This window comes from Nocardia coffeae, assembly GCF_019890715.1.
GTDB lineage: Bacteria > Actinomycetota > Actinomycetes > Mycobacteriales > Mycobacteriaceae > Nocardia > Nocardia jiangxiensis.
Genome location: NZ_JAINZY010000017.1, coordinates 24,417 through 47,079, shown reverse-complemented (window position 1 = coordinate 47,079; position 22,663 = coordinate 24,417). Strand labels below are relative to the sequence as shown.

21 protein-coding genes are annotated in these 22,663 nt (G+C 66.9%); 7 read left to right on the top strand and 14 right to left on the bottom strand.

Annotated elements, in window-relative coordinates; all coding sequences use genetic code 11:
- Positions 1 to 3 precede the first annotated feature (3 nt).
- Both fadD32 and K7711_RS40020 read right to left on the bottom strand, forming a co-directional pair.
- Positions 4 to 1,878, bottom strand: a complete 1,875-nt coding sequence (gene fadD32, locus K7711_RS40025) for a long-chain-fatty-acid--AMP ligase FadD32 (protein WP_222976885.1) — start codon at positions 1,876 to 1,878, stop codon at positions 4 to 6.
- A gap of 103 nt (positions 1,879 to 1,981) precedes the next feature.
- A complete protein-coding gene (locus K7711_RS40020) occupies positions 1,982 to 3,226 on the bottom strand; it encodes a KasA/KasB family beta-ketoacyl-ACP synthase (protein WP_222976883.1) in 1,245 nt (414 codons plus the stop codon).
- Positions 3,227 to 3,540: 314 nt separating this feature from the next.
- On the opposite strand from K7711_RS40020, the gene K7711_RS40015 reads away from it, so the two are divergent.
- On the top strand, positions 3,541 to 4,536 hold the full coding sequence (locus K7711_RS40015; RefSeq protein ID WP_222976881.1) for an acyl-ACP desaturase: 996 nt from the start codon (positions 3,541 to 3,543) through the stop codon (positions 4,534 to 4,536).
- 15 nt (positions 4,537 to 4,551) lie between these two features.
- Here K7711_RS40015 and K7711_RS40010 read toward each other — a convergent pair whose 3' ends face one another.
- Entirely contained in the window at positions 4,552 to 5,295 is a 744-nt protein-coding gene (locus K7711_RS40010) for a VIT1/CCC1 transporter family protein (RefSeq protein ID WP_308015166.1), read from the bottom strand.
- Between the two features lie 517 nt (positions 5,296 to 5,812).
- On the opposite strand from K7711_RS40010, the gene K7711_RS40005 reads away from it, so the two are divergent.
- Together K7711_RS40005 and K7711_RS40000 are read left to right on the top strand one after the other, a co-directional pair.
- Positions 5,813 to 6,379, top strand: coding sequence for a Uma2 family endonuclease (locus tag K7711_RS40005; protein ID WP_222976877.1), 567 nt, complete (start codon positions 5,813 to 5,815; stop codon positions 6,377 to 6,379).
- Between the two features lie 45 nt (positions 6,380 to 6,424).
- Positions 6,425 to 7,018: a pyridoxamine 5'-phosphate oxidase family protein gene (locus K7711_RS40000; protein ID WP_222976875.1), complete on the top strand. Its 594-nt coding sequence runs from the start codon at positions 6,425 to 6,427 to the stop codon at positions 7,016 to 7,018.
- Positions 7,019 to 7,057: 39 nt separating this feature from the next.
- Here the strand turns inward: K7711_RS40000 and K7711_RS39995 are convergent, their stop codons facing one another.
- Both K7711_RS39995 and K7711_RS39990 read right to left on the bottom strand, forming a co-directional pair.
- Positions 7,058 to 7,813, bottom strand: coding sequence for a class I SAM-dependent methyltransferase (locus K7711_RS39995; RefSeq protein WP_222976873.1), 756 nt, complete (start codon positions 7,811 to 7,813; stop codon positions 7,058 to 7,060).
- Positions 7,814 to 7,861: 48 nt separating this feature from the next.
- Complete coding sequence (locus K7711_RS39990; protein WP_222976871.1) at positions 7,862 to 8,434, bottom strand: TetR family transcriptional regulator; 573 nt, start codon at positions 8,432 to 8,434, stop codon at positions 7,862 to 7,864.
- Positions 8,435 to 8,539: 105 nt separating this feature from the next.
- On the opposite strand from K7711_RS39990, the gene K7711_RS39985 reads away from it, so the two are divergent.
- Entirely contained in the window at positions 8,540 to 9,268 is a 729-nt protein-coding gene (locus K7711_RS39985) for an SDR family oxidoreductase (RefSeq protein ID WP_222976869.1), read from the top strand.
- A 45-nt stretch (positions 9,269 to 9,313) separates the two neighbouring features.
- Here K7711_RS39985 and K7711_RS39980 read toward each other — a convergent pair whose 3' ends face one another.
- The gene (locus tag K7711_RS39980; RefSeq protein WP_222976867.1) at positions 9,314 to 10,774 is read right to left on the bottom strand and encodes a flavin-containing monooxygenase; all 1,461 of its coding nucleotides are present in this window, start codon (positions 10,772 to 10,774) and stop codon (positions 9,314 to 9,316) included.
- On the opposite strand from K7711_RS39980, the gene K7711_RS39975 reads away from it, so the two are divergent.
- Complete coding sequence (locus tag K7711_RS39975; RefSeq protein ID WP_235748525.1) at positions 10,766 to 11,860, top strand: AraC family transcriptional regulator; 1,095 nt, start codon at positions 10,766 to 10,768, stop codon at positions 11,858 to 11,860. The genes K7711_RS39980 and K7711_RS39975 overlap by 9 nt on opposite strands.
- A gap of 45 nt (positions 11,861 to 11,905) precedes the next feature.
- Here the strand turns inward: K7711_RS39975 and K7711_RS39970 are convergent, their stop codons facing one another.
- On the bottom strand, positions 11,906 to 12,391 hold the full coding sequence (locus tag K7711_RS39970) for a nuclear transport factor 2 family protein (RefSeq protein WP_222976849.1): 486 nt from the start codon (positions 12,389 to 12,391) through the stop codon (positions 11,906 to 11,908).
- Between the two features lie 91 nt (positions 12,392 to 12,482).
- Positions 12,483 to 13,253, bottom strand: coding sequence for an SDR family NAD(P)-dependent oxidoreductase (locus K7711_RS39965; RefSeq protein ID WP_222976847.1), 771 nt, complete (start codon positions 13,251 to 13,253; stop codon positions 12,483 to 12,485).
- A 109-nt stretch (positions 13,254 to 13,362) separates the two neighbouring features.
- Here K7711_RS39965 and K7711_RS39960 point away from each other — a divergent pair, with 109 nt between their 5' ends.
- Positions 13,363 to 13,989 (top strand): TetR/AcrR family transcriptional regulator, encoded by a 627-nt coding sequence (locus K7711_RS39960; protein WP_222976845.1) that lies wholly within the window; start codon positions 13,363 to 13,365, stop codon positions 13,987 to 13,989.
- Between the two features lie 204 nt (positions 13,990 to 14,193).
- Here K7711_RS39960 and K7711_RS39955 read toward each other — a convergent pair whose 3' ends face one another.
- Genes K7711_RS39955 through K7711_RS39945 form a run of 3 tightly spaced genes read right to left on the bottom strand, consistent with a single transcriptional unit; the run spans position 14,194 to position 17,995 of the window.
- Positions 14,194 to 14,994, bottom strand: coding sequence for a crotonase/enoyl-CoA hydratase family protein (locus K7711_RS39955; RefSeq protein ID WP_222976843.1), 801 nt, complete (start codon positions 14,992 to 14,994; stop codon positions 14,194 to 14,196).
- Positions 14,991 to 17,219 (bottom strand): acetate--CoA ligase family protein, encoded by a 2,229-nt coding sequence (locus K7711_RS39950; RefSeq protein WP_222976841.1) that lies wholly within the window; start codon positions 17,217 to 17,219, stop codon positions 14,991 to 14,993. The genes K7711_RS39955 and K7711_RS39950 overlap by 4 nt, the downstream gene beginning before the upstream one ends.
- 2 nt (positions 17,220 to 17,221) lie before the next feature.
- Entirely contained in the window at positions 17,222 to 17,995 is a 774-nt protein-coding gene (locus tag K7711_RS39945; protein ID WP_222976839.1) for an enoyl-CoA hydratase/isomerase family protein, read from the bottom strand.
- Between the two features lie 197 nt (positions 17,996 to 18,192).
- Here K7711_RS39945 and K7711_RS39940 point away from each other — a divergent pair, with 197 nt between their 5' ends.
- Positions 18,193 to 19,584, top strand: coding sequence for an amino acid permease (locus K7711_RS39940; protein WP_308015165.1), 1,392 nt, complete (start codon positions 18,193 to 18,195; stop codon positions 19,582 to 19,584).
- A gap of 21 nt (positions 19,585 to 19,605) precedes the next feature.
- Here K7711_RS39940 and K7711_RS39935 read toward each other — a convergent pair whose 3' ends face one another.
- The 3 genes from K7711_RS39935 to K7711_RS39925 form a co-directional block, all read right to left on the bottom strand.
- Positions 19,606 to 20,526 (bottom strand): MurR/RpiR family transcriptional regulator, encoded by a 921-nt coding sequence (locus K7711_RS39935; protein WP_222976837.1) that lies wholly within the window; start codon positions 20,524 to 20,526, stop codon positions 19,606 to 19,608.
- 191 nt (positions 20,527 to 20,717) lie between these two features.
- Positions 20,718 to 21,797, bottom strand: a complete 1,080-nt coding sequence (locus K7711_RS39930; RefSeq protein ID WP_308015164.1) for an NAD(P)H-dependent amine dehydrogenase family protein — start codon at positions 21,795 to 21,797, stop codon at positions 20,718 to 20,720.
- Between the two features lie 13 nt (positions 21,798 to 21,810).
- A complete protein-coding gene (locus tag K7711_RS39925; RefSeq protein ID WP_308015163.1) occupies positions 21,811 to 22,638 on the bottom strand; it encodes an SDR family oxidoreductase in 828 nt (275 codons plus the stop codon).
- Positions 22,639 to 22,663: the final 25 nt, after the last annotated feature.

Here is a 22,663-nt window from a genome sequence, read left to right as displayed (position 1 = left end):
CCGCTACTCCGGTTCGACGTCCGGGAACTCCTGCTGACGACGTCCGCCGCGCAGCGTCCCCTCCAGATAGGCCGCCTTGCACGCCCGTCGCGCGATCTTCCCGCTGGACGTGCGGGCGATGGACCCGGCCGGGACCAGCAGCAGATCCCACACCGCCACACCGTGTTTGGCCGCGATCGCCGCCCGGACCACCTCGGCGATCGGCTCGGGCGCCAGTTTCGCCGCGCCGGTGCCGCGCTCGGCGACGACGACCAGGTGTTCCGACCCCGCGGACACCCCGTCCGCACGCATCGCGGCGGGCAACTCCTGCGCCCGCACCGAGAACGCCGCCACGAATCCGGGCCGTAGCGCGTCCGACGCCTCCTGGGCGGTCTGCTCGAGATCCTGCGGATAGTGGTTGCGCCCGTCCACGATCACCAGATCTTTGACCCGGCCGGTGATGTACAACTCGCCGTCGTAGTACGCGCCGAAATCGCCGGTGCGCATCCAATCCGCTTCCGGCACAGTACCTTCCGCGTGACTGTTCGGCTGCCGCGCGGTGAGCCGGTTGCGGAAGGTCGCCGCGCTCTCCTGCTCCCGGCCCCAGTAGCCGATGCCCATGTTGTCCCCGTGCAGCCAGATCTCGCCGACGTGGCCGTCGGGGCGTTCGGCCCCGGTCTCGGGATCCACGATCGTCGCCCACTGCGACAGCGCGACAAAGCCGCACGACACCTGCGCCACCGCGCTGTCCGAGGTCGGATCCACCTCGATCATCCGCCCGGCGTTGAGTTCGGTCCGGTCGACGTGGACGACCATCGCCTCGTCCGCGCGTTTGGTCGCCGAGACGAACAACGTCGCCTCCGCCATGCCGTAACACGGCTTCATCGCAGTCTTGGACAGCCCGTACGGGGTGAACGCGTCGTTGAACTTCGTCATCGAGGTCACCGACACCGGCTCACTGCCGTTGATCAGGCCGATCACGTTGGACAGATCCAGCTCCTCGCCCGGCTTGGGCAGGCCGCGCACCGCCGCGTGCTCGTACGCGAAATTCGGTGCGGCGGCGTAGGTCGACGCGCCGTCCGAGGCCGCGGCCAGTTCCTTGATCCACCGGTACGGGCGGCGCACGAAGGCGCTCGGCGACATGATGGTGATGAATCCGCCGCCGACCACCGGCAGGATCACGCACAACAACCCCATGTCGTGGAACATCGGCAGCCAGGTGACCCCGCGCGCGGTCTCGTCGATGCCGAGAGCGTCGATCATCTGCAGCAGGTTGGTGCCCACTGCGCGATGGGTGATCTCGACACCGGCGGGCGCGCGCGTGGAGCCCGAGGTGTACTGCAGATAGGCCACGTCGTCGATCTTGACGTCCGGGCGGATCCAGCTCTCGCCGACGCTGTCCGGGATCGCGTCGACCGCGATGATGCGGGGACGTTGCGCGGCCGGGAGTTCGCGGAATATCTCGCGCACCCGCGCCGCGGCCGAACTCGCGGTCAGAATCGCCGAGGGTCTGCAGTCGCTCAGCACCGAATGCACGCGACCGGTATGTCCCAATTCTTCCGGATCGAACAATGGCACACCGATATTGCCCGCGTATACCGCCGCGAACATGGCCACCACATAATCCAGTCCCTGGGGTGCGAGAATCGCGACCCGATCGCCGGGGGCGGTCACCTGCTGCAGTCGGGCCGCGACCGCGCGCAGCCGGACGCCGAACTGGCCCCAGGTCAGCTCCAGGTACTCGCCGTCACGCTCGCGCGAATAGTCGATGTAGCGGTAGGCAAGATCGTCGGCGCTTGCCGCACTGTGCTTGTCGACGAAATCGATCATTGTCGCATCGCTGCGGATCGAGATATTGCCCTGCTCATCGAGATAGTCATCAAAGGTCTCGCCGATCATTCCCTATCCTTTTTCACGCACGCCCAGCGGACGTGCGATGACAATCGAACACAGATCGACACCGCGAAGCCCGAACAGTAGCAGGAGCTTCGACGGTTCCGGCTCAGTACCGGCCGAATGCCAGCGACACGTTGTGGCCGCCGAAACCGAAGGAGTTCTTCACCGCGTAATCGATCCGGGTGCTGCGGGCCTGTCCGGTCACGACGTCCAGGTCGATCTCCGGATCCTTGTTGTCGAGATTGAGCGTCGGCGGCACGACGCCGTCGCGGATGCTGAGCACCGTCAGCACCGATTCCAGCGCTCCGACCGCGCCGATCGAATGTCCCAGCGCGGATTTGGGCGCGTAGACCGAGGCGTGATTACCGATCGCGGAGTTGATCGCCAGCGCCTCGGCGGTGTCGCCGACCGAGGTCGCGGTGGCGTGCGCATTCACATGTGTCACATCGTCTTTCGACAAACCGGCCGTCTCGATGGCCCGCTTGATCGCCCGCGCGGCGCCCTTGCCCTCGAGATCCGGGGCGACCAGGTGGAAACCGTCGGAGGTGACTCCCGCACCCATCAGGCGCGCGTGGATCTTCGCGCCGCGAGCGCGGGCGTGCTCCTCGGTCTCGAGCACCATCATCGCCCCGGCCTCGCCGAAGACGAATCCGTCGCGATCCTTGTCGAACGGGCGGGAGGCGCGTTTGGGCTCGTCGTTGCGGGTGCTCATGGCGCGCATCATGGTGAACGCGGCGATCGGGACGGCCTGGATGGAACCTTCCACCCCGCCGGTGACGACCACGTCCGCATCGCCCATCACGATCGTCTTCCAGGCGTTGGCGATCGCCTCCGAACCGGACGAACAGGCCGAAACCACCGTCGACACACCGGCTTTCGCGCCCACCTCCAGTCCCACGACCGCACCCGCGCCGTTCGGCATGATCTGCTGCACGGCCAGCGGCGAGACCTTGCGATAGCCGCCGCGCTGCATCCGGTTGGTCACATCGATGTAGATCTCCGCGCCGCCGATTCCGGTGCCCATCGACACCCCGAGCCGCTGCGGGTCCACCTCGGGACTGCCCGCGTTGCGCCAGACCTCACGCCCCAGCACCAGCGCCATCTGCTCCACGTAGGACAGCCGCCGGGCCTCCTCGCAGCGGAGCGAATCCTCCGGCTTGGCCTTCAGATGGCCGCCGATGCGCACCGGAAGCTCGAACTGCTCGATGAACGCGTCGTCCAGGACATCGATCCCGCTCTCGCCGTTGAGCAGTCCCTTCCAGGTGGAGTCCACGTCACCGGCGATCGACGTGGTCGCCGCCATGCTGGTGACGACCACACTGGGAAAACCCTTACTGCTCACACTCGTCATGCTCGACTCGCTTTCAACGGCAATCCTTTGGCGAATACACCTGGTGAGAAACGCTGGAGCACCGACAACGGCAGGAACGACAGCCGGTTCGGCAGGGCACCGGGGATCGAGTGCAACTTCAGCAGGAGTTTTGTCCTCTTTAACGCGACGCACCCTCCTGCCCTCGAGTGCCCGGCTGGGTCGGACTACATTATCGGGGGCGGAACCGATCGGGGTTGCCATGTGACACGCAGCTATCCGATCGCTATTGCACTCTACCGGTTTCTTCGCGCACCGTCGCACTCGCCGATCCGACTTGGAGGAAGGGCTTCATCGTGGCCAGGAACCTCACACAGCTCGAACTGCTCATGGAGTTGGAACCCGTCGCCGAACAGAACGTCGACCGGCATCTATCCATGGCCAAGGCGTGGCACCCGCACGACTACGTGCCGTGGGACGCCGGGCGCAACTTCGCCGCCATGGACGGGCAGGACTGGGACCCGGCGCAGTCGACACTGAGTGAGGTCGCCAAGGCGGCGATGATCACCAATCTGCTCACCGAGGACAACCTGCCCTCCTACCACCGCGAGATCTCGGAGAACTTCTCCAAGGACGGGGCCTGGGGCACCTGGGTCGGCCGCTGGACCGCGGAGGAGAACCGGCACGGCATCGTCATCCGGGACTATCTCGTGGTCACCCGGGCGGTGGATCCCGTTGCGCTGGAACAGGCTCGGATGGCGCATATGACCCAGGGGTACAACCCGGTGAAGATGATCCGGGAGGGCGGCGGAACCGTCGAGCAGGTCAGCGACAGGGGGTTCCTGCATTCGGTCGCCTATGTGACCTTCCAGGAGCTGGCCACCCGCGTCTCACACCGGAACACCGGCAAGGCGTGCGACGACCCGATCGCCGATCGCATGCTGCAGCGCATCGCCGCGGACGAGAATCTGCACATGATCTTCTACCGCAACATGTGCGGTGCGGCACTGGACCTTTCGCCGGATCAGGCGCTCGAGGCGATCACCGAGATCGTGTGCAACTTCCAGATGCCCGGCGCGGGCATGCCGGACTGGCGGCGCAACGGGGTGCTGATGGCCAAGCACGGCATCTACGATCTGCGCCAGCACCTCGAAGAGGTGGTGATGCCGGTGCTGCGCAAGTGGAATGTGTTCGAGCGCAACGATTTCGGGCCGCGCGGGGATCGGATGCGCAATGAGCTCGGGGAATTCCTGCAGAAGTTGCAGGCCGATTGTCTGCGGTTCGAGGAGCAGCGAGACCGGTCGCTCGCGCGCGAGGCGCGCAAGCGGGACCGGATCCCCGCACAGGTGTGATCGCCGGCCCGCCGGTCAGATGGCGAGGCCGACCAGATGGCCGATCAGGTAGGTACTCGCCATCGCCAGCGCGCCGCCGAGCAGTACCCGCACCGTGGCTCGCAGCACGGGAGCCTGCCCGAGCCGCGCACCCAGCGCCCCGGTGAGCGCGAGCGCCGCCAGTACGGCGACCACCGTCACCGGAACGCGAATCGCCGTCGGGGTGAGGATCGCCAGTAGCGGCAGCAGTGCGCCGAGAGTGAATGACAGTGCCGAGGAGAACGCGGCATGCCGGGGATCGGTCAGATCCGTCGGGTCGATCCCCAGTTCGGCTTCGGCGTGCGCGGTGAAGGCGTCGTTCTCGGTGAGTTCCTCGGCCACCTTCCACGCCGTCGCCGGCGAGAGGCCCTTGCCCTCGTAGATCGCGGCGAGTTCGGCCAGTTCCGCCTCCGGCTGTTCGACGAGTTCGCGCCGCTCCACCTCGAGAATCGCTCGCTCACTGTCGCGCTGGGTGCTCACCGACACGTATTCCCCGAGCGCCATCGATACCGCCCCCGCCGCCAGTCCCGCGATCCCCGCGGTCAGAATTGTCGACCGGGTGGCGGTGGCCGCCGCCACACCCACGACGATCCCCGCCACGGAAACAATTCCGTCATTGGCTCCCAGAACTCCCGCCCGAAGCCAATTCAACCGCGCGGCCAACCCGATACCGTGTGGTTCCGGATGCGCCACCGGCGCAACCACAACCCGCTCGTCCAGCACTGCCTCATCTCTCAGCACGAAATAACGGTAACCATTTCCCGCACTTCGTTCCAGCAATGGAAGGCTAGCCGAAATGAGGTAACCCATTGCACACCAAGGTTTTACAACCCTAACTTCCGACCCCGCCCGAACGGCCACGACCTGCGACAACGCCGCCCGCGAGCGGTATCACGCCAGATTCCTTCTGCCGGAACGGCACACCGCAGTGAATATCCTCACGAACGAGTCCGTATCGGAATACACGATACCGCCGGGAACGACTCGACAATCGCGGTCCGGCGAGAATCCATTCCTTCCGGAATCGAATTCCGCCGAGTCTCCCTCTCCGGGAACTCACCGACCACCTCGACGGCATCCGTGACCGCACCTTCCGCAATCCCCCGGACAACATCATCCGCATCCAGCAATCAGCCTGAGCCGCAACGTGCCGGAGACCTCGGCCATCCTCGCGCGGCGCGTCTTCGACCGCGATCCGGGAAGTACACTGCGTGCAGCGGGATCGGGCCCGCCCGACGGATGGCCGGGAGGAGCGCTAATGGCTGTGCAGTCGATAACACCCGCGTGGATGCACGAGCAGATCACGGTGGAGCAATACGAATCCTGGTCCGAGGAGCAGAGTGCGGGGATCGAGATCGTGGACGGGATGGTCGTCGTGAGCCCCAGCGCTTCCAAACGGCACAATCGCCTGGCCAGGATTCTGGCGAATGCGCTGGACAGCGCCGCTGGACCGGACTGGAACGCCGATACGGACTTCGATGTCCGACTCCAGGACGTGCCGCTGCACAATCGCCGACCGGATGTCGTGGTGTATCGAGCGGACACGATCGATATCACCCCCACCCGTCCCGAACATGTGCTGCTCGTCGCCGAAGTCGTATCCCCGGGTTCGGAAACTACCGACCGGATCGTGAAGGTCGAACAGTATGCCCGAGCGGGCATCGGGTTCTACTGGCGAATCGAACAGGCCGCGACCGGTGTTCCGATCGTCTACACCTACGTGCTGGACCCGGCCACGGGGACATACCGATCAGGGGAAATGTTCACCGGGGTGATCAAGGCGTCCGCACCGTTTCCCGTTGAGATCGATCTGGGCCTGATGTGAGGCCGGTCGTTACACTGGCCGCAGGTTCGAGGGGAAGGTGTGCCGATGGCCAAGGAGTTCTCTCGGCTGGATGACCAACTGCGGCAGTTCATTCGGGCGCAGGCGATGTTCTTCGTGGCCAGCGCGCCGTCGGAAGGCGGGCGAGTCAATCTGTCGCCCAAGGGGTATCAGGACACGTTCGCGATTCTGGACGATCACACGGTCGCGTATCTGGATCTGTTCGGCAGCGGCTCGGAGACCATCGCCCACATCCGGGAGAACGGCCGGATCACCCTGATGTTCTGCTCGTTCACCCGCAACTCCAGGATTCTGCGACTGTTCGGCACGGGCCGGGTCGTTCGGCCCGACGATCCCGAATTCCTGGATTTGCGAACGCATTTCGGCACCGATCATCCCGGCGTGCGCGCGGTCGTGGTGATCCGGGTCGAGCGCATCGCCGATGCGTGCGGATATTCGGTGCCCTACTACGAACTCGTCGGCGAGCGCCCGGTCCTGGACGCGCACCACGCCCGGCAGCCGGACGAGAAGTTCGCCCGCCGCATCGCCGGCGACAATTCGCACAGTATCGACGGACTCCCCGCCCTCGACCCGGACCATCCCCTCCCCTCCGACATCCCCCGCCCCGGCCAGCCGGCATGAGCGCACGCCGACTCGGCGGCTCGCAGGTTCGGCCCGAGTTCAGTAGAGGCTGAACAGCGAGGTCAAGCGATCGGGTTCCGCGCACAACGGCCGTGACGCGGTCAACTCCAGATCCGCCCAGTACGACTGCAACTGCTTCTCGTCCAGCACGGATTCGGCGTACTCGTCGACGATCTCGTAGTAATGCTCGGCCAGGACGCGCGAGGCCGGATCGGTGCGAGTGATCGCGACCAGTCCGGTCGGCGGGCAGTCCAGCACGTGAATCCGCAAGTCCGGGCGATACTTCCGCAGGATCGGCAGCACCTTCCACACGTCACCGGCCCAGAACAGCGCGCTGTGCCCCTCGCTGCGATCACCGGGAACGTACTGCCGCAACGTCATTCGCGGATTCAACGGCAGACAGTCGTGCAGCAGGATCAGCGACCGGGGATGACCGACCGCCTCCGCGTTGATCAGGTCGCGCAGCAGGAATTCGAATCGGTGCATACCGTCGAGGAAGGCGAAATCCACCGGCCGTCCCAACAATCCGGGCACATCCTCGGAGGCGAAGAAGTCGTCGGAGGGCATCTGAAAGAAGAACGTGCGCTTGCGATTTCCGGTAGGGCTGGTGTTCAGCGCGAACTGCGGGTCCACCGCGATCGAATCACACTGCGCGACCGCCAGCGACGCACCGGTCTCCGTCCCGACCTCCAGATAACTGCGCGGCGTCAGATGGGTGTGCAATGCGCCGAGAAATCCCAGGTACGGTTCCCCGGACAACCGGAACGAGCTGGTCGCATCATTGAACTCGAACATTCGGCGGCGGCCTCTCATCGTCTCGACTTGCACTGCGGCGTAGTGGTATTAGAACCCACACCCCAGATGGGCCGCGAGTTCGGCCGACACCTCGCGCACGAGTTCCGCCAATCCGGTGGCCTCGGTGTCATCGGCCCAGCGCGCGAATGCCTCGACGAAGATGGCGATCCCGACCTGGGCCAGCAAACTCGCCTCCGAACTCGACGCACCACGTCGTTCGAGTGCGTCGGCCAGCAGATCGGCCACGGCGGCGAATTTGGTCCGCTCACGTTCCCGCAGTTCGGGGCTGTTCTTGACGATCGCTCGACGTTGCGCGGCAGTCGAGGAGACGCGCTCGGCCAGCAGATCGCCGACCGTCACGAGACCGGCCAGCACGGCATCGAAGGGTGCGAGCGCGGCGTCCGCACCCTGGACCGCCTCGGCCAGGGCCGGGGCCAGCCGGTCGGATCCCGCGAACAGCACATCGCGCTTATCGGCGAAGTAGCGAAAGAAGGTGCGTCGGGTCAGCCCGGCCCGCTCGGTGATCTGCGCGACGGTGACGTTCTCGTATCCGTGCTCGGCATACAACTCCAGCGCGGCCGCACGCAGCCGTTCCTCGGCTCGTGGATCCCATCGCGGCATGACGACCATCCTAACCTGATGACTCAGAGTGTCATCACTGTTACGATGACACTCTGAGTCATCACTTCGCCCGTGCGACATCATCGCCGGAAAGCAGGAGAAACAATGTCCGAATCAACTCTCACCGAGCAGCAGATCGTCGTCATCGGGGGCAGCTCGGGGATGGGACTGGCCACCGCCCATGCCGCGGCGGCGGCCGGTGCGGCGGTCACGATCGCGTCCAGCAGTAAGGAGCGATTGAACACAGCACTGGCCGGACTACCGGACGGCTGCGACGGAGTCGTGACGGACCTGCACAGCGAGGACGACGTCATCGCGCTGTTCGAACACGTCGGCGAGCTGGACCACCTGGTCTTCACCGCCGGTGACGCGGCGCCTCCCGGCAGATTGCAGGACACCCCGCTCGCCGCGGCGCGCGCACTGTTCGACGTCCGCCTCTGGGGCGCGATCACCGCGGTGAAGTACGCGGCGCCCCGGATCCGGCCCGGCGGCTCGATCGCGCTGACCTCCGGGACGATCGGTGTCCGCCCGGCGCCGGGCAGGGCACTCGCGGCCGCCAGTGCGACCGCGGTCGAAGGCCTGGTCCGCGGACTGGCCGTCGAACTCGCGCCGATCCGGGTCAACGCGATCCGGTCGGGTACGGTCCGCACGCCGATGTGGGACGGCATCCCCGAACCGCAGCGCACGGAACTGTTCGCCACCCTCGCGCAGCGCACGCTCACCGGCACGATCGGCGAACCGGAACAGATCGCCGCGGCCCATCTTCATCTGATGCAGAACAGCTTCGTCACGGGAACGATCCTGACCGTCGACGGCGGCCTACTGCTGGCCTGAATGCCACTGCGCGCCGGACGTTCCCGCTCGGCGCGCGACCCGGGCTCAGGCCCGCTGCAGCACCGGTGCGGGACGCACCGGCTCGAGCGTCTTGTCCAGGTTGGTGCGCATCGTGGTGGCCGAATCCAGCAGGTAGTTCTGCCGCACCTTCCACGGGTGGCGGCTGCCCTGACGGGGGAAATCGCCGATGGAACGTTGGATGTAACCGGCGGCCAGGTCCAGGAGAGGATGCTCGTCCAGGTGTCCGTGCGGCTGCGGGACGACGGCCGGATAGCCGCGACGATCCATGTGCGCGAGCACTTTACAGACCAGACGCGAGGTCAGGTCGGCACGCAGCGTCCACGAGGCATTCGTGTAGCCGATGCACACCGCGAAGTTCGGCACGCCGGTGAGCATCGCGCCCTGCCAGACGAACTGCTCGGACAGGTTGATCGGCGTGCCGTCCACGACCAGCGAAATACCGCCGAACGCAAGCAGTTTCAATCCGGTGGCCGAGACCACGACGTCGGCCTCGAGCACCCGGCCGGACTTCAGCCGGATCCCCTCGGGCACGAAGGTGTCGATGTGGTCGGTGACCACCTCGGCCTTGCCCTTGCGCATCGACTTGAAGAAATCGGCGTCCGGCACCGCGCACAGGCGCTGATCCCACGGGTTGTAATTGGGGGTGAAATGTTCGGCCACCAGCGTCTCGTCCTTGAGAATGCGCGTGGTCAGGCCGGTCAGCAATTTGCGCGCCGCCTCTGGGCGACGTCGGCAGTACTGATAGAAACCCACATTGAACAGGATGTTCTTGGTGCGGATCACGCGATGCGCCAGCTGCGGCGGCAGCAGTTCACGGATCTTGTCGGCGTACTTGTCCCGGCCCGGAACCGCGGAGATCCACGTGGGCGAACGCTGCAGCATGGTGACCTGCTCGGCATGCTCGGCCATCGCCGGAACCAGGGTGACGGCCGTCGCGCCGCTGCCGATCACGACCACGCGCTTTCCGGCGTAGTCCAGATCCTCCGGCCAGAACTGCGGGTACACCATCGTGCCCGAAAAACTCTCCACCCCGGGAAATTCCGGAGTGTGTCCCTTGTCGTAGTCGTAGTATCCGGCGCAGCTGTAGAGGAATCCGCAAGTGAGCGTGCGGGTTTCGCCGCCCTGGGTGACGGTGAGCGTCCAGCGCGACTCGTCCGTCGACCACTGTGCACCGATCACCTTGGTGCCGTAGCGAATTCGCTTGTCGATCCCGAATTCCTCGGCGGTCTCCCGGACGTACCGCAGGATCGAGGGCCCGTCGGCGATGGACTTCGCATCACGCCACGGCTTGAACGGATAGCCGAGGGTGAACATGTCCGAGTCCGACCGCACGCCCGGATAACGGAACAGATCCCAGGTTCCGCCGAGCGCTTCGCGGGCCTCGAGCACGGCGTAGCTCTTGTCCGGTAGCTCGGTCTGCAACCGGTAGGCGGCACCGATTCCGGACAGGCCGGCGCCGACGATGACGACATCGAGATGTTCCATATCTCCAGTGTGCTGGGGCACACGCACTCCTTCTTGACTCTGCGCGACAAGTATTTGATTCTGGACGACATGTCGGTGATCAGGTCGGCCGGACTGCGCGGTTTCCGTGCCACGGTAGCCGAGCTGGGCGGGAACGCCGAAGAGTTCGCCGCCGCGGCCGGACTGCCGATCGCCGCCCTGGACGCGGACGATCTGCTGGTCTCCGACGAGGCCATGGCCCTCACGCTGGAGATCGCCGCCGATCGCCTGCATCGCCCCGACCTGGGCCTGCGGATCGGCGCGCGGCAGGATCTGAGCATGCTCGGCCCGCTCGCGCTGGCCATTCGCAACTCACCCACCCTGGCCGACGCACTGGAGTGCACCTCGCGTTATCTGTTCGTGCACGCCAGATCGCTGAGCCTGACCCTCGAGCCCGACCCCTACGGCGACCGCTCGGTCACGGCACTGAACTACGGCGTGCGGGCCGGGCTGCCGCCGCTGGTGCAGGGCACCGATCTCGGACTGGCCTTCCTGCACCGAACGCTGTTGCGGCTGGTCGACGGCCCCTACGGTCTGCGCTCGGTCGAACTGCCGTATCACCCGCCCGCACCGCGCGAGACCTATGAGGAATTCTTCGGTGCGCCAGTGCGATTCGACCGTCCGGTCGCGATGCTGCGGGTCCCCGGCAGCCTGGCCACCCGGGCGGTACCCGGCGGCGACGAACATCTGAACCGGCTGGCCATCGCCTTCCTCGCCGAACAGGCCGCCGACGCGGGCGGATCGATCGTCCCGCAGGTCCGCGCCGCGGTCGAACAACTCCTTCCCACCAGCACGCCCGATATCGCGGCCGTGGCCCGGCTGATGACGCTGCACCCGCGCACCCTGCAACGTCGCCTGGCCGCCGAACGCACCGGATTCGCCGCCATCCTCGACGAGGTGCGCCGGATCGAGGCCCGCCGCTACCTCACCACCACCGACCTGCCGATGAGTCAGATCGCCTCACTGCTCGGCCTGTCCGAACAGTCCACCTTCACCCGCAGCTGCCAACGCTGGTGGGACACGACCCCCTCCGCGATCCGCCGGGATCACTCCCTGGCCCGGCCGTGAGCAGAGCACCGGCACGCCTGTTCCGGACCGCGAACCGATCGCGGATCAGCCCCGATCCGGGGAACGGTCCGCCCAGCGGTTGGCGGTGAGCCGGAAACCCAAGTCCTGCAACGGCATCGATGCTTCGTAGATGCGGTCGTATCCGGTGTGCGCGATATACCAGCGACCGTCGATGCGCCGGTAGCGGTCGTGGTAATAGGCCGCGCCACGGATCATCACGCCGTACTGGGGGACGATCACGGTGTCCTCCAGGCACCATGTGCCACTGGCTGTTTCGCCATCCACCTCGATCACCGGGTGATTGCACACGTGCACGGTGATGATGTCGTTCTCCAGTGCGGAGCGCATATAGCCGACGATGGCGTCCCTGCTGTCGAACTTCAGCGGCCCGCCGCCGGACGGCGATCCGTAGGCCCCGGTGGCGTCCTCGGCGAAAGTTCCGGCGAACTCGTCCCAGTTCTTGAGGTCCAGTGCGCGCAGATAGCGATATTTGAGCGAGCGAATGTCCTCGATAGCGGCCAGATCCGTCACAGAAACCTCCAGATTGTCGATCCGCGACCAGGGTAGAATACGTTTCAGTTTTTTGTCGCGAATTGCCGTGGACGAACTTCCTCCGGCGAGGTCAGGCGTGGGTGCCGCCGTCGATGCGTACCTCGGTTCCGGTGATGAACGCGCCGTCGTCCGAGGCCAGCATGGCCACCACGCCCGCGACCGTGTCCGGCGAGGCGAATCCCTTGCCCAGCATCGGCATCAGCTTCATGAACAGCTGAAGATCCGCGTCCTCCGGCAGGCCCGGACCGCGGCCGTCGGTCATATCGCTGGAGATCGAGCCCGGGGCCACCGCGACCACGCGCAATCCCTGCTTGGCGTACTCCGCGGCCAGCGCGTGCGTCATCGACATGATGCCGCCCTTGGACGCGGCGTACGCGGCCATGTACGGGTGCGCGAAGAAGGTCGAGGTCGAGGCGAAGTTCACGATGACCCCGCGCCCGGTCTCGAGCAACGGGGCCAGCGCCTCGCGAGTCATCAGGAAGGTGCCGGTGAGGTTGGTGGCGATGATCCGATTCCAATCGGCCAGCGACAGCTCGTGCGTGTGTGCCGAGCGAAGGATTCCGGCGGCGTTGACCAGCGCGTCCAGCCCGCCGAGCCGCTCCAGCGCGGTGGCGACCCCGGCCTGCACCGAGGACTCGTCGGAGATATCGATCCGCACCGTGCCGAATCGGTCGGCGGCGCCTCGTTCGGCCGCCAGTGCGGCGGTCTCGGCGAGCCCGGCCTCGTTGACGTCCGCGCCGACGACGGTGCCGCCCTCGGACAGGATGCGAAGCACGGTGGCGCGGCCGATCCCGGATCCGGCGCCGGTGATCAGGACTCGACGGTCGGCGAAACGTTCCATGGGGACTCCTTACCCGATGTGAGATTCTTGATGACACAGTACGCCCGAGTGGCACGTCATGCCAGTATGGCAATCTCCGGTATTATAGGACCGGAAGGAGGTGCCGAGGATGCCCGCAGCACGACCGGCCCCGGCATCGCGACCGAGCCTGTCCGAGCGACGCAAGACACAGACCCGTTTCGAGATCGCCCGCACGGCCGCACGACTGTTCGCCGCGGAAGGCACCGCGACGGTCACCGCCGAGCAGATCGCCACCGAATCCGGCGTCGGCCTGCGCACGTTCTACCGGTATTGCCGCACCAAAGAGGATGCCGTGGAACCGCTGCTGTCGACCGGCGCGTCCCGCTGGCTGGACTCCCTCGCCGGCGGACCCGCGCGCCTGCCCACCCCCGCGGAGTTCGCCGCTGCCGCCGCCCGAGCCCTGACCCCGCGCGACGACGGCACGGAAATGGAGGTCATGCGCGGCCTGCTGCGCGCCATGGAACAGGATCCGGCCCTGCGTGCGGTGTGGCACCGCGTCAACCTCACCGGGGAGCAGTCCCTGCTCACGGTCCTGACCGGCCTGTCCCCCGAAACCGACACCCTCCGGCTGCGTCTCACCGCCGTCGCGGCCGCCGGAGCCATCCGGGTGGCCCTCGAACAATGGGCCACCGGCGACGCACCCGCCACCGGTCCCGGCTCACCGGCCGACCTCGTCACCGGCTGCATGTACAAACTCACCGCAGGTCTCGGCTGACCGCAGGACCGACCACGGCGGGCCCGACGCGAGTGGCCGTACCCTGACGCCGCAACGTCGATGCGTTCATGAACGGGGCACCGCCATAGGGATTTTCGTGACGTTTTCGGTGAATGCTCGCCCCGTGGGCCGTATCGACTCCGCGGGCTGTCGGTGCACGATCCACAGTCGATCATGGACCGAGAGCGGATGCGCCCCGAGACGTCAGTGCCCCGTGAATCGAGGCGGTCGGCGATCCAACATCGCGGCGACGGCCTCATGGTGGTCGGCTGTGTGGTGCGCGACGGACTGCATGACCGCGGCGAGTTCCAGATGGCTGTCCATGCTCTGCTGCGTGCTCTCCCGCAACAGACGCTTGGTCATCCGCAGTACATGGGGCGGATTGGCGGCAACTCGGTCGGCGAGGCGGTGCGCGGCGGCGAGCAGGTCCTGGGGCTCCACGACCTGCGAGACCAGGCCCCAGGCCAGCGCCGTGGTGGCCTCGATCGCCTCACCGGTGAAGGCCATCTCGCACGCGCGGGCCATCCCGACGGCCCGCGGCAGCAGCCACGAACCGCCGTCGCCGGGGATGAGGCCGACCCTGACGAAGCTCTCAGCGAAAATCGCTGTCGCGGAGGCGATCCGCAGATCACACATCAGCGCCAGATCGCATCCGGCGCCGACGGCGGGACCGTTCACCGCGGCGATGGTAGGAATCTCGCAGTGGTACAGAGCTTTCGGGATGCGCTGTATGCCATGCCGATAGCCCTGACGCAGCTCCGCCGGTGTCCCGGCGAACATTCCGGCCCGATCACGCATGTGCTTCACATTGCCGCCGGAGGAGAATGCCGGACCCGCTCCGGTCAGAATCGCAACCCGAACGCCATGGTCGCTGTTCGCCTCCGCCACAGCTGATTCCAGCGCTGTGACGGTGTCCACATCGGAGACGGGGTTGCGGGCCTGCGGATCATTGAGCGTCCACACCACCACGTCTCCGCTGCGCTCTACGAGCACTGGTTCACTCATCGCGGCCTCCACACAGGCTCGGCGACCGCCCCGTCCGGCGGGGCGAAATCGTCCGACAAGACCATGCGGACATCGACCGGCACCACCGCGGACGCCGAGGCGATCACCGGATTGAGGTCGAGTTCGGCGATTTCCGGATGCGCGGCGACCAGGTCGCCGACCCGGACCAGTAGCTGTGCCAGCTGCCGTCGATCGACGACCGGGAGGTTGCGATAGCCATCGAGCATTCGGGACGCGACGGTCTCCTCGAGCATCTCGTGGGCTTCGTGCTCGGTGAACGGGGCTGCCCGGAAGGCGACATCACGCAGCGCCTCGACCATCAGGCCACCGCTGCCGAAGGCGACCACCGGCCCGAAGATGGGATCGCGCGTCGCCCCGACCAGCAGTTCGACCCCGGCATCGGCCATCGGCGTCACGAGAAATCCATCGATCCGTGCCCCCGGGACGGCCGCGGTCACAGCAGCGACGATCTCCCCGATCTGCTCGACTGCGGTCCCGGCCACGACGCCGAGCCGCACACCGCCGACCTCGGACTTGTGAATCACCTGCGGCGAAACAACTTTCACCGCACACGGCCGATCGTAGGCTCGCACCGCAGCGGCGGCCTCGGCCGCGCTGCCGCTCAGGGTCCATGAGCCGAGAGGAATTCCGGCGTCCGCGAGCACCCGGCGCGCCGCCGGTTCATCGAGCGGACCCGCACCCTCGATGACGGTCCCCGGCGGCGGCAAACGCAGCGTCGACCGTGCACCGGAATCGGTCAGGCGGCGCTCGCGCCGGTCCAGTGCCGCCACCGCGCGCACGGCGAGATCGATCGAAGCGATCACCGGAACCCCTCCGGCGCGCAGCCGGTTGTGGTTGGCGAGTTCGACACCGGCATAACTACTTTGGATCACGATCGGCACCCCGTGCTCAGCGGACAGCGCCAGCAGCCGGTCCGCGGCGCGATCCTCGGCTTCGGCGAGGCGGGCATCGAATCGGAGCTGATAGCCGCCGTAGAGGCCGATGATCAGGATCAGGCCGACGTCCGGATCGCGCATCAGGATCCGGACCGCCTCGGCGAAAACCATCGGATCGGCGTCGGTGGCGCCGGCGACGTCGACCGGATCGCCCACCGCGGCCGCCTCGCCGAGCAGTGCCCGCAGCTCGCGGCTGGTGCGGTCGTCGAGTACGGCGAGTTCGACACCGGACGCGGCCAGGGCGTCGCAGGCCAATGCGGCGTGGCCGCCGCCGTCGCTGAGCACGGCCACTCGGCGACCGGGGGCGACCGCCGCGCAGGTGGCGAGGGCGCCGGCGACGACGCCGAGTTCGTCGGAGCGATCGACCACTTCGATTCCGGCCTGCCGCAGCACCGCATCGGCCACGGCGTCCACGCCCGCGATCGAGCCGGTGTGCGAGAGCGCGGTGCGGCGGCCGGCTTCCGAGCGTCCGCCGCGCAGCAGCACGACCGGAGTCCGCGGGACCACCCGCGCCGCAGCGGTCAACAGCGCCCGGCCGTCGGTGAATCCCTCGGAATGCATTGCCACGACCCGTGTTTCGGGATATTCGGCGAGTTCCTCCAGGCATTCGTCATATCGCACATCGGCCTGATTACCGAGCCCGGCACAGATATGGAACCCGGGGCCGGACCGGGCGCGATCATCGTTGATCAACGACAGCAACATATTGCCGCTCTGGGTGATCACGCTGACCGGCCCGGCGGGAACATCCTGTAGGCCGATGAGATTCGCACCCGTCGTCGCATTCAACACGCCGGAGGTGTTGGGCCCGATCACCCGGATTCCGGTCTCCGCGATGACGTCGGCGAGCTCGGCCGCGCGCCGCGATCCGGAATCCCCGATCTCACCGAATCCGTTGGCCAGCACGACCGCTCCGGCGATCCCCGCCGCCGCGCAGGCTCGTAACGTGTCGGGGACCGCGCTGCCGGGCAGGGCGATCAGCGCCACGTCGGCGCCGTGCGGCACTTGATCGATCGCGCCGAACACGTCGAGGCCCAGGATCCGATCCGCCGAAGGGTTGACCGGATAGATCGGATCGGCGTACCCGGACCGCTGCAACGCACGGATGGCCTGGAATCCACGTTTGGCCGGATTGGCCGACGCGCCGACGACGACGATCGAGCGCGGATCGAGCAACCGCGCCAACGCGGTTCGCGGCACAGCGGATGCGGTGCCGACCCCCGCCGGTCCCTCCAGCGCGGAGTCGGCGATGTGTGCCTCGAGGGTCATGGCTATCGCCCCTGGAAGACGGGGCGACGACGTTCAGCGAACGCCGCGACTCCCTCGGCCCAATCACGGGTGGCCATGAGCGCCAGCAACTCTCGCGGTTCCTCGGCCAGCGCGACCTCGAGCGAGTCGTCGCGGCGGAGGGCCGCCTTCATCCGGGACAGCGACAGCGGAGCCTTGGCCGCGAGGACATCGGCGAGTTCATGTGCCGCCGAGAGCAACTGATCACCGGGTACCGCCGCGTACGCCAGACCCCATTCCCGCGCCTGCCGCCCGGTGAAGCGCTCGCCCAGGATCAACAGATCCGTAGCGCGCCGCAATCCGACCAGTCGAGGCAACCGATTGGTCACTCCCCCACCGACATACGTTCCCAGACCTACCTCGGGAAAGCCCATCTGCGCGTCCTGCGCCATGATCAGGAAGTCCGCGCTGACCGCCAGCTCCGCCCCCGCGCCCAGGGCGTAACCGTTCACGGCCGCCACCACCGGCGTATGCATCATCTGAATCTGCTCGCACGCCTGCTGGCCCAACCGCGCGTACCGGGTCAGTTCCTCGGGCGGGCGGAGCCCGGAACGATGCGCCTTCAAGTCCGCGCCGGCGCAGAACGCACGGCCGCCGCCGGTCAGCACGACGCAACGGATCGTCAGCGCCTTCTCGGCGGCGACCAACGCCTCGATCAGCTCCTGGTACAGCTCCTCGCTGACGGCGTTGAGTCGCTCGGGACGGTTGAGCGTCAGTGTCACAACGGATTCGGATCTGCTTTCCAGCAAGGTCGGCATATGTGGTGCCCTCCGCTTTCGGTTCTCGGCCACATCGGTACGCCTCTGGGGCGCGGTTCGATGGTGGCAGACCGCAACTCAATTTGCAATCCGAGCAAATTTGCAATTCCAGTTGCATCGACGGCGTCGAGCGTGTTCCATTGCTGTCTATCGGTTATCTGGGTCACACCCTCACGGCTCGTCGGAAGAAGACCATCGTGTCCACCTCACTCCCGGACTCGGGGAATCTGAAGCCCACCATCAGCACCAGGCAGCTGACCATGATCGGCATCGGCGGCGTCATCGGCGCCGGGCTGTTCGTCGGCAGCGGAAAGGCGATCTCCTCGGCCGGCCCGGGCATCGTGCTGGTCTATCTGATTACCGGCCTCGTGGTAATCCTGGTCATGCGGATGCTCGCCGAATTGGCCACCGCCAGCCCCGAGACGGGCTCGTTCTCCAGCTACGCGTCCCGCGAGCTGGGTAGCTGGGCGGGACTCTCGGTCGGCTGGGTCTACGCATATCACTGGTGCGTCACAGTGGCTTTCGAGTCGATCGCCGGGGCCGCCCTCGCCGAGCAACTCCTGCCGGGGCCACCGACATGGCTGTACGCGCTGATCTTCATGAGCGTGCTTACCGCGGTGAACCTGGCCGCGGTGAGCTCGTTCGCCCGGATCGAATTCTGGTTCGCGATGATCAAGGTCACCGCGATCGTGGTCTTCATCGGCATCGGCATCGTCGCGATCGCCGGACTGTTCGGCGGTCATCCCGCACCGAAGACGACGAATCTGCTGGGGCGGGGCGGGCTGTTCCCGCGCGGCTACTCCGCGATACTCACCGCTGTGCTGACGGTGTTCTTCTCGTACTTCGGCACCGAAATGGTGACCGTCGCCGCCGGCGAGGCGAAGGATCCGGTAGAGGCGGTCCGGGCGAGCATGCGCAGCGTGGCCGGGCGCATTCTGATCTTCTACGTCGGTTCGATCCTCGTCGTCGTCACGCTGTTGCCTTGGAACGCGACACAAGTCACCACCAGTCCGTACACCGCGGTCCTGACCCGCCTCGGCATCCCCGGCGCATCCACGATCATGAACCTGATCGTGCTCACCGCGGTACTTTCCTGCCTGAACTCCGGCCTGTACTCCTCCTCTCGGATGTTGTATTCGCTGGCCCAGCGTGGTGAGGGCCCGCGCGTCCTGAGCCGGACCAACCGCACCGGGGTGCCGGTGGCCGGTGTGCTCGCCGCGTCGAGCGCCGGATTCGTCGCGGTGGTGGCGAATTACTTCCTGCCCACCGGAGCGGTATTCAATTTCCTGCTCAGCTCGTCGGGATCGATCGCGGTCGTGGTCTACCTGTGCATCTGCGCGACGCAGATCCGCGCCGGGCGCGGCCGGACGCCGGAGGAGATCGCGGCGTTGCCGGTGAAGATGTGGGGGGCACCGTATCTGTCCTACGCGGTCGGCCTCGTGCTGGCCGCCATCATCGCCGGTATGGCGTTCACCACCAGCACCCGCGGCCCACTCGCCCTGACCCTCATCGTCACGGGCGTCGCCGTCACCGCCGGGGTGGTGCATCATCGGCGCACCGCCGCGCTGCCCTCGGCAGCGGCCGACTAGCGACGCGGCACGCCCGGCCGACTACTCACCACCGGATTCCGCGACGTACACGCCGAACTCACCGAGCAGATTCTCCTCTTCGAGCAGGGTCGCGCGAACCTGATGTCCCAACAGGTGCGCGACCGCGCCCGACATCGCCTGCACCAGTGCGGTGAACGCGGTCATCGACCGCAGCACACCGGCGCTGGATGCCTCGACACAGAACGTCTCGTGCGCCGATTCGGCCAAGGGCGAGCCGACGGTATCGGTCAGCGCGAGGACGTGCGCGCCACGCTCCCGAGCCCACCGCGCGGCGCGAACGGTGTCGACGCTGTAGCGATGGATCGATATCGCCACGAAACAATCGTCGGCGCGCACCCGGCGCAGCTCATCTGTCAGCGCTCCGGCCGAGCCGTCGACGACCACCACGTCCTCGCGCAGCATCCGCAGCAGATAGCCCAGCAGGTACGCCGGCGCATGGCATTTGCGCAACCCCATCACGTGCACACGCGGCGCGTGCGCCAGCCGATCGACCGAGGCGGTCCACTGTGCCTGATCCACGCGCGCGAAGGTACGGACGATATTGGCCTGATCGAGCGCCGCCGTCTGCTCCAGCAGCCCCGCACCATCGGCGACCAACCGTTCGAGGTTGTCGAATCGACGCAACAGCTGAGCCTGTTCCCGCAACCGCTCCCGGCAGAGTTTGGTCAGCCCCGGATACCCCTTCAATCCCAGCCCGGTCGCGAAGCGCACCACCGTCGCCTCGTTGACGCCGACCGCACCGGCCAGCTCGGAAACCGTCATGAACGCCACCGCCTCGGAATCCGACAAGACCCGTTGCGCGAGCTTGCGATGCGCGGCGGACAGGGTGTTCATCCGCGAGCGGAGCACAACGACCAGGTCATCGAATGTCTCCGGAGCGGTTGCGACCGGATCCTGATCATCGGCAGGCCGAGTACTCATCACAGACTCCTGTCTCATGCCGGTGGACCTCATCGTGCGGCACACACATTGTCCCGAAGCCCAGCCGGGCCATCGAGGCGGGACGGTCCGGCATGGCGGCGAGGCCGCGGTGAGGGTCTCGACATCCGACCGAGCGGAGCGTTCTCCGGCCGGTCGCGCGCTGTTTTCGAATCAGCGGCACGACCGGTCGCTCATCGGATGGTGCCGACCCCTGGGATCAGAGGCAGATCCAGTGCGGTGACCCAGCCCGGCGGGAGGGCGTTGACCGCGGTGACCGCGTTCAGGGCGCGCATCCCGGTGGCCAGGCAGCCCGCGACAGCAGGGGTCCGGCCGGAGCCGTCGGTGAAGCGGAACGAGGTTTCCTGGGAGATGGACGGCGAGCCGAGGATGTCGACGCGGTAGACGTCGTCGCGGGTACCCGCGGGCCAGTCGGGGGCGGCGTCGAGACCGATGCGGTTGACGTGCTCGAGGGTGATGACCTCACGATCCCGGTAGACGCCGTTGATGGTGAAGCGGATCGCGGCGACCGTGCCCGCCGCGACCGTGCCCTTCGCGGAGCGGCGGTCGGTCGGGGTGACCCACTTGTCCCACGTGGTGGTGATGCGGTCCAGTTCGATACCGGCCGCGTGCGCGATCATCGGCACCGTCGCACCCCAGGCCATGATCAGCAGGTCCGGATGTTCCAGCAGCGCAGAGAATTCCGGCGGATGGCCGATGCCCATCTCGAATTCGTAGTCGCCCTCGTAATCGGTGTAGTCGAGCAGTTCCGAGGCGCGCACCGAGGTGACCTCGCCACACAGGCCCATCAACGTCATCGGGAACAGGTCGTTCGCGAAGCCGGGATCGATACCGGTGGTGAAACAGGACGCGCCGCCCGCCGCGCACGCCTCGGCGATCGGATCGCGCCACACGTCCGGCAGCTGCTGCATCGACGGCCACACCCACGGCGTCATGGCCGTGGAGCACACATCTATTCCGGCACGCAGGAATTCACCGATCACCCGGATGTTCTCATCGGCGAACTGCGCGGTGGGGCCGTAGTGCACCACCGCGTCCGGCCGCAGCGCGATCAACTCCTCGACCGAATTCGTGGCCGCCACACCGGTTTTCCCGGCACCGCACAGATCGCCGGCGTCCACGCCGACCTTCTCCGGATTGCTCACGCCCACGCCGACCAGTTCGAACCGCGGGTGCCGCAGAATCTCCGCCAGCACCATCGACCCGACAACGCCGGTGCCCCACAGCACGATTCGCTTCTTCTCGTTGGACACGGGTCCTCCTGATTCAGCGGTGGAATTCGCCGCAGTCGACGGTCAGCATCTGCCCGGTGACGGCGGTGGCCAGATCGCTGGCCAGGAACAGCGCCGCGCGGGCCACCTCTTCGGGCGCGGCCAGCCGCTGCAGATCGGTCGGCGCGGCCTTCTCGCGGTAGATGTCGTCGTGCGTGACGCCGGCCTGCGAGGCGAGCCAGTCGAAGTACGCCTTGTTGATGTCCTCGTACACATAGGACGGCGCGACGCTGTTCACCCGGATCCCGCGCGGCCCCAGCTCGGTGGCCAGCGACGAAGCCAGGTGCGCCAGAGCGCCTTTGGAGAGCTTGTAGCCGGAGTACTCGGGCTGCGAGCTGTAGGACACACACGAGTTGAGCATGATGATCGAGCCCCGGGACTTCGCGAGAGCGTCGGCGAACAGCGCCGACAGCCGCAGCGGCGCAAAGACGTTCGTCTCGTTCGCCACGCGCAGGGCAGCCGGATCGATCTGGCTGATCGGATCCATCGGCGGAATGGCGAAGGCATTGTTGATCAGGCAGTCGATCCGGTCGAATGCGGCCAGGGCGCGTTCGACCAGCGCGACGCGCTGATCCTCGTCGGCGATGTCGGTCGGGACGACCGCCGCGGTGCGACCCAGCGCGCGAATCTCCTCGGCCAGCTTCTCCAGACGCCGCTCGGTCCGGCTGACCAGCACCAGATCCGCACCCATGTGCGCGGCTTCCAGAGCCAGCGAACGCCCCAGACCGGGCCCGACGCCCGAGAGCACGATGACTTTGTCCTGCAGCAGCGGCACCGGGCGATAAGTCTCGGCGGGCGCGGTGACATGCGCGTCGGCGGGCACGACTCCTCCTAGAATTCCAGCAGTT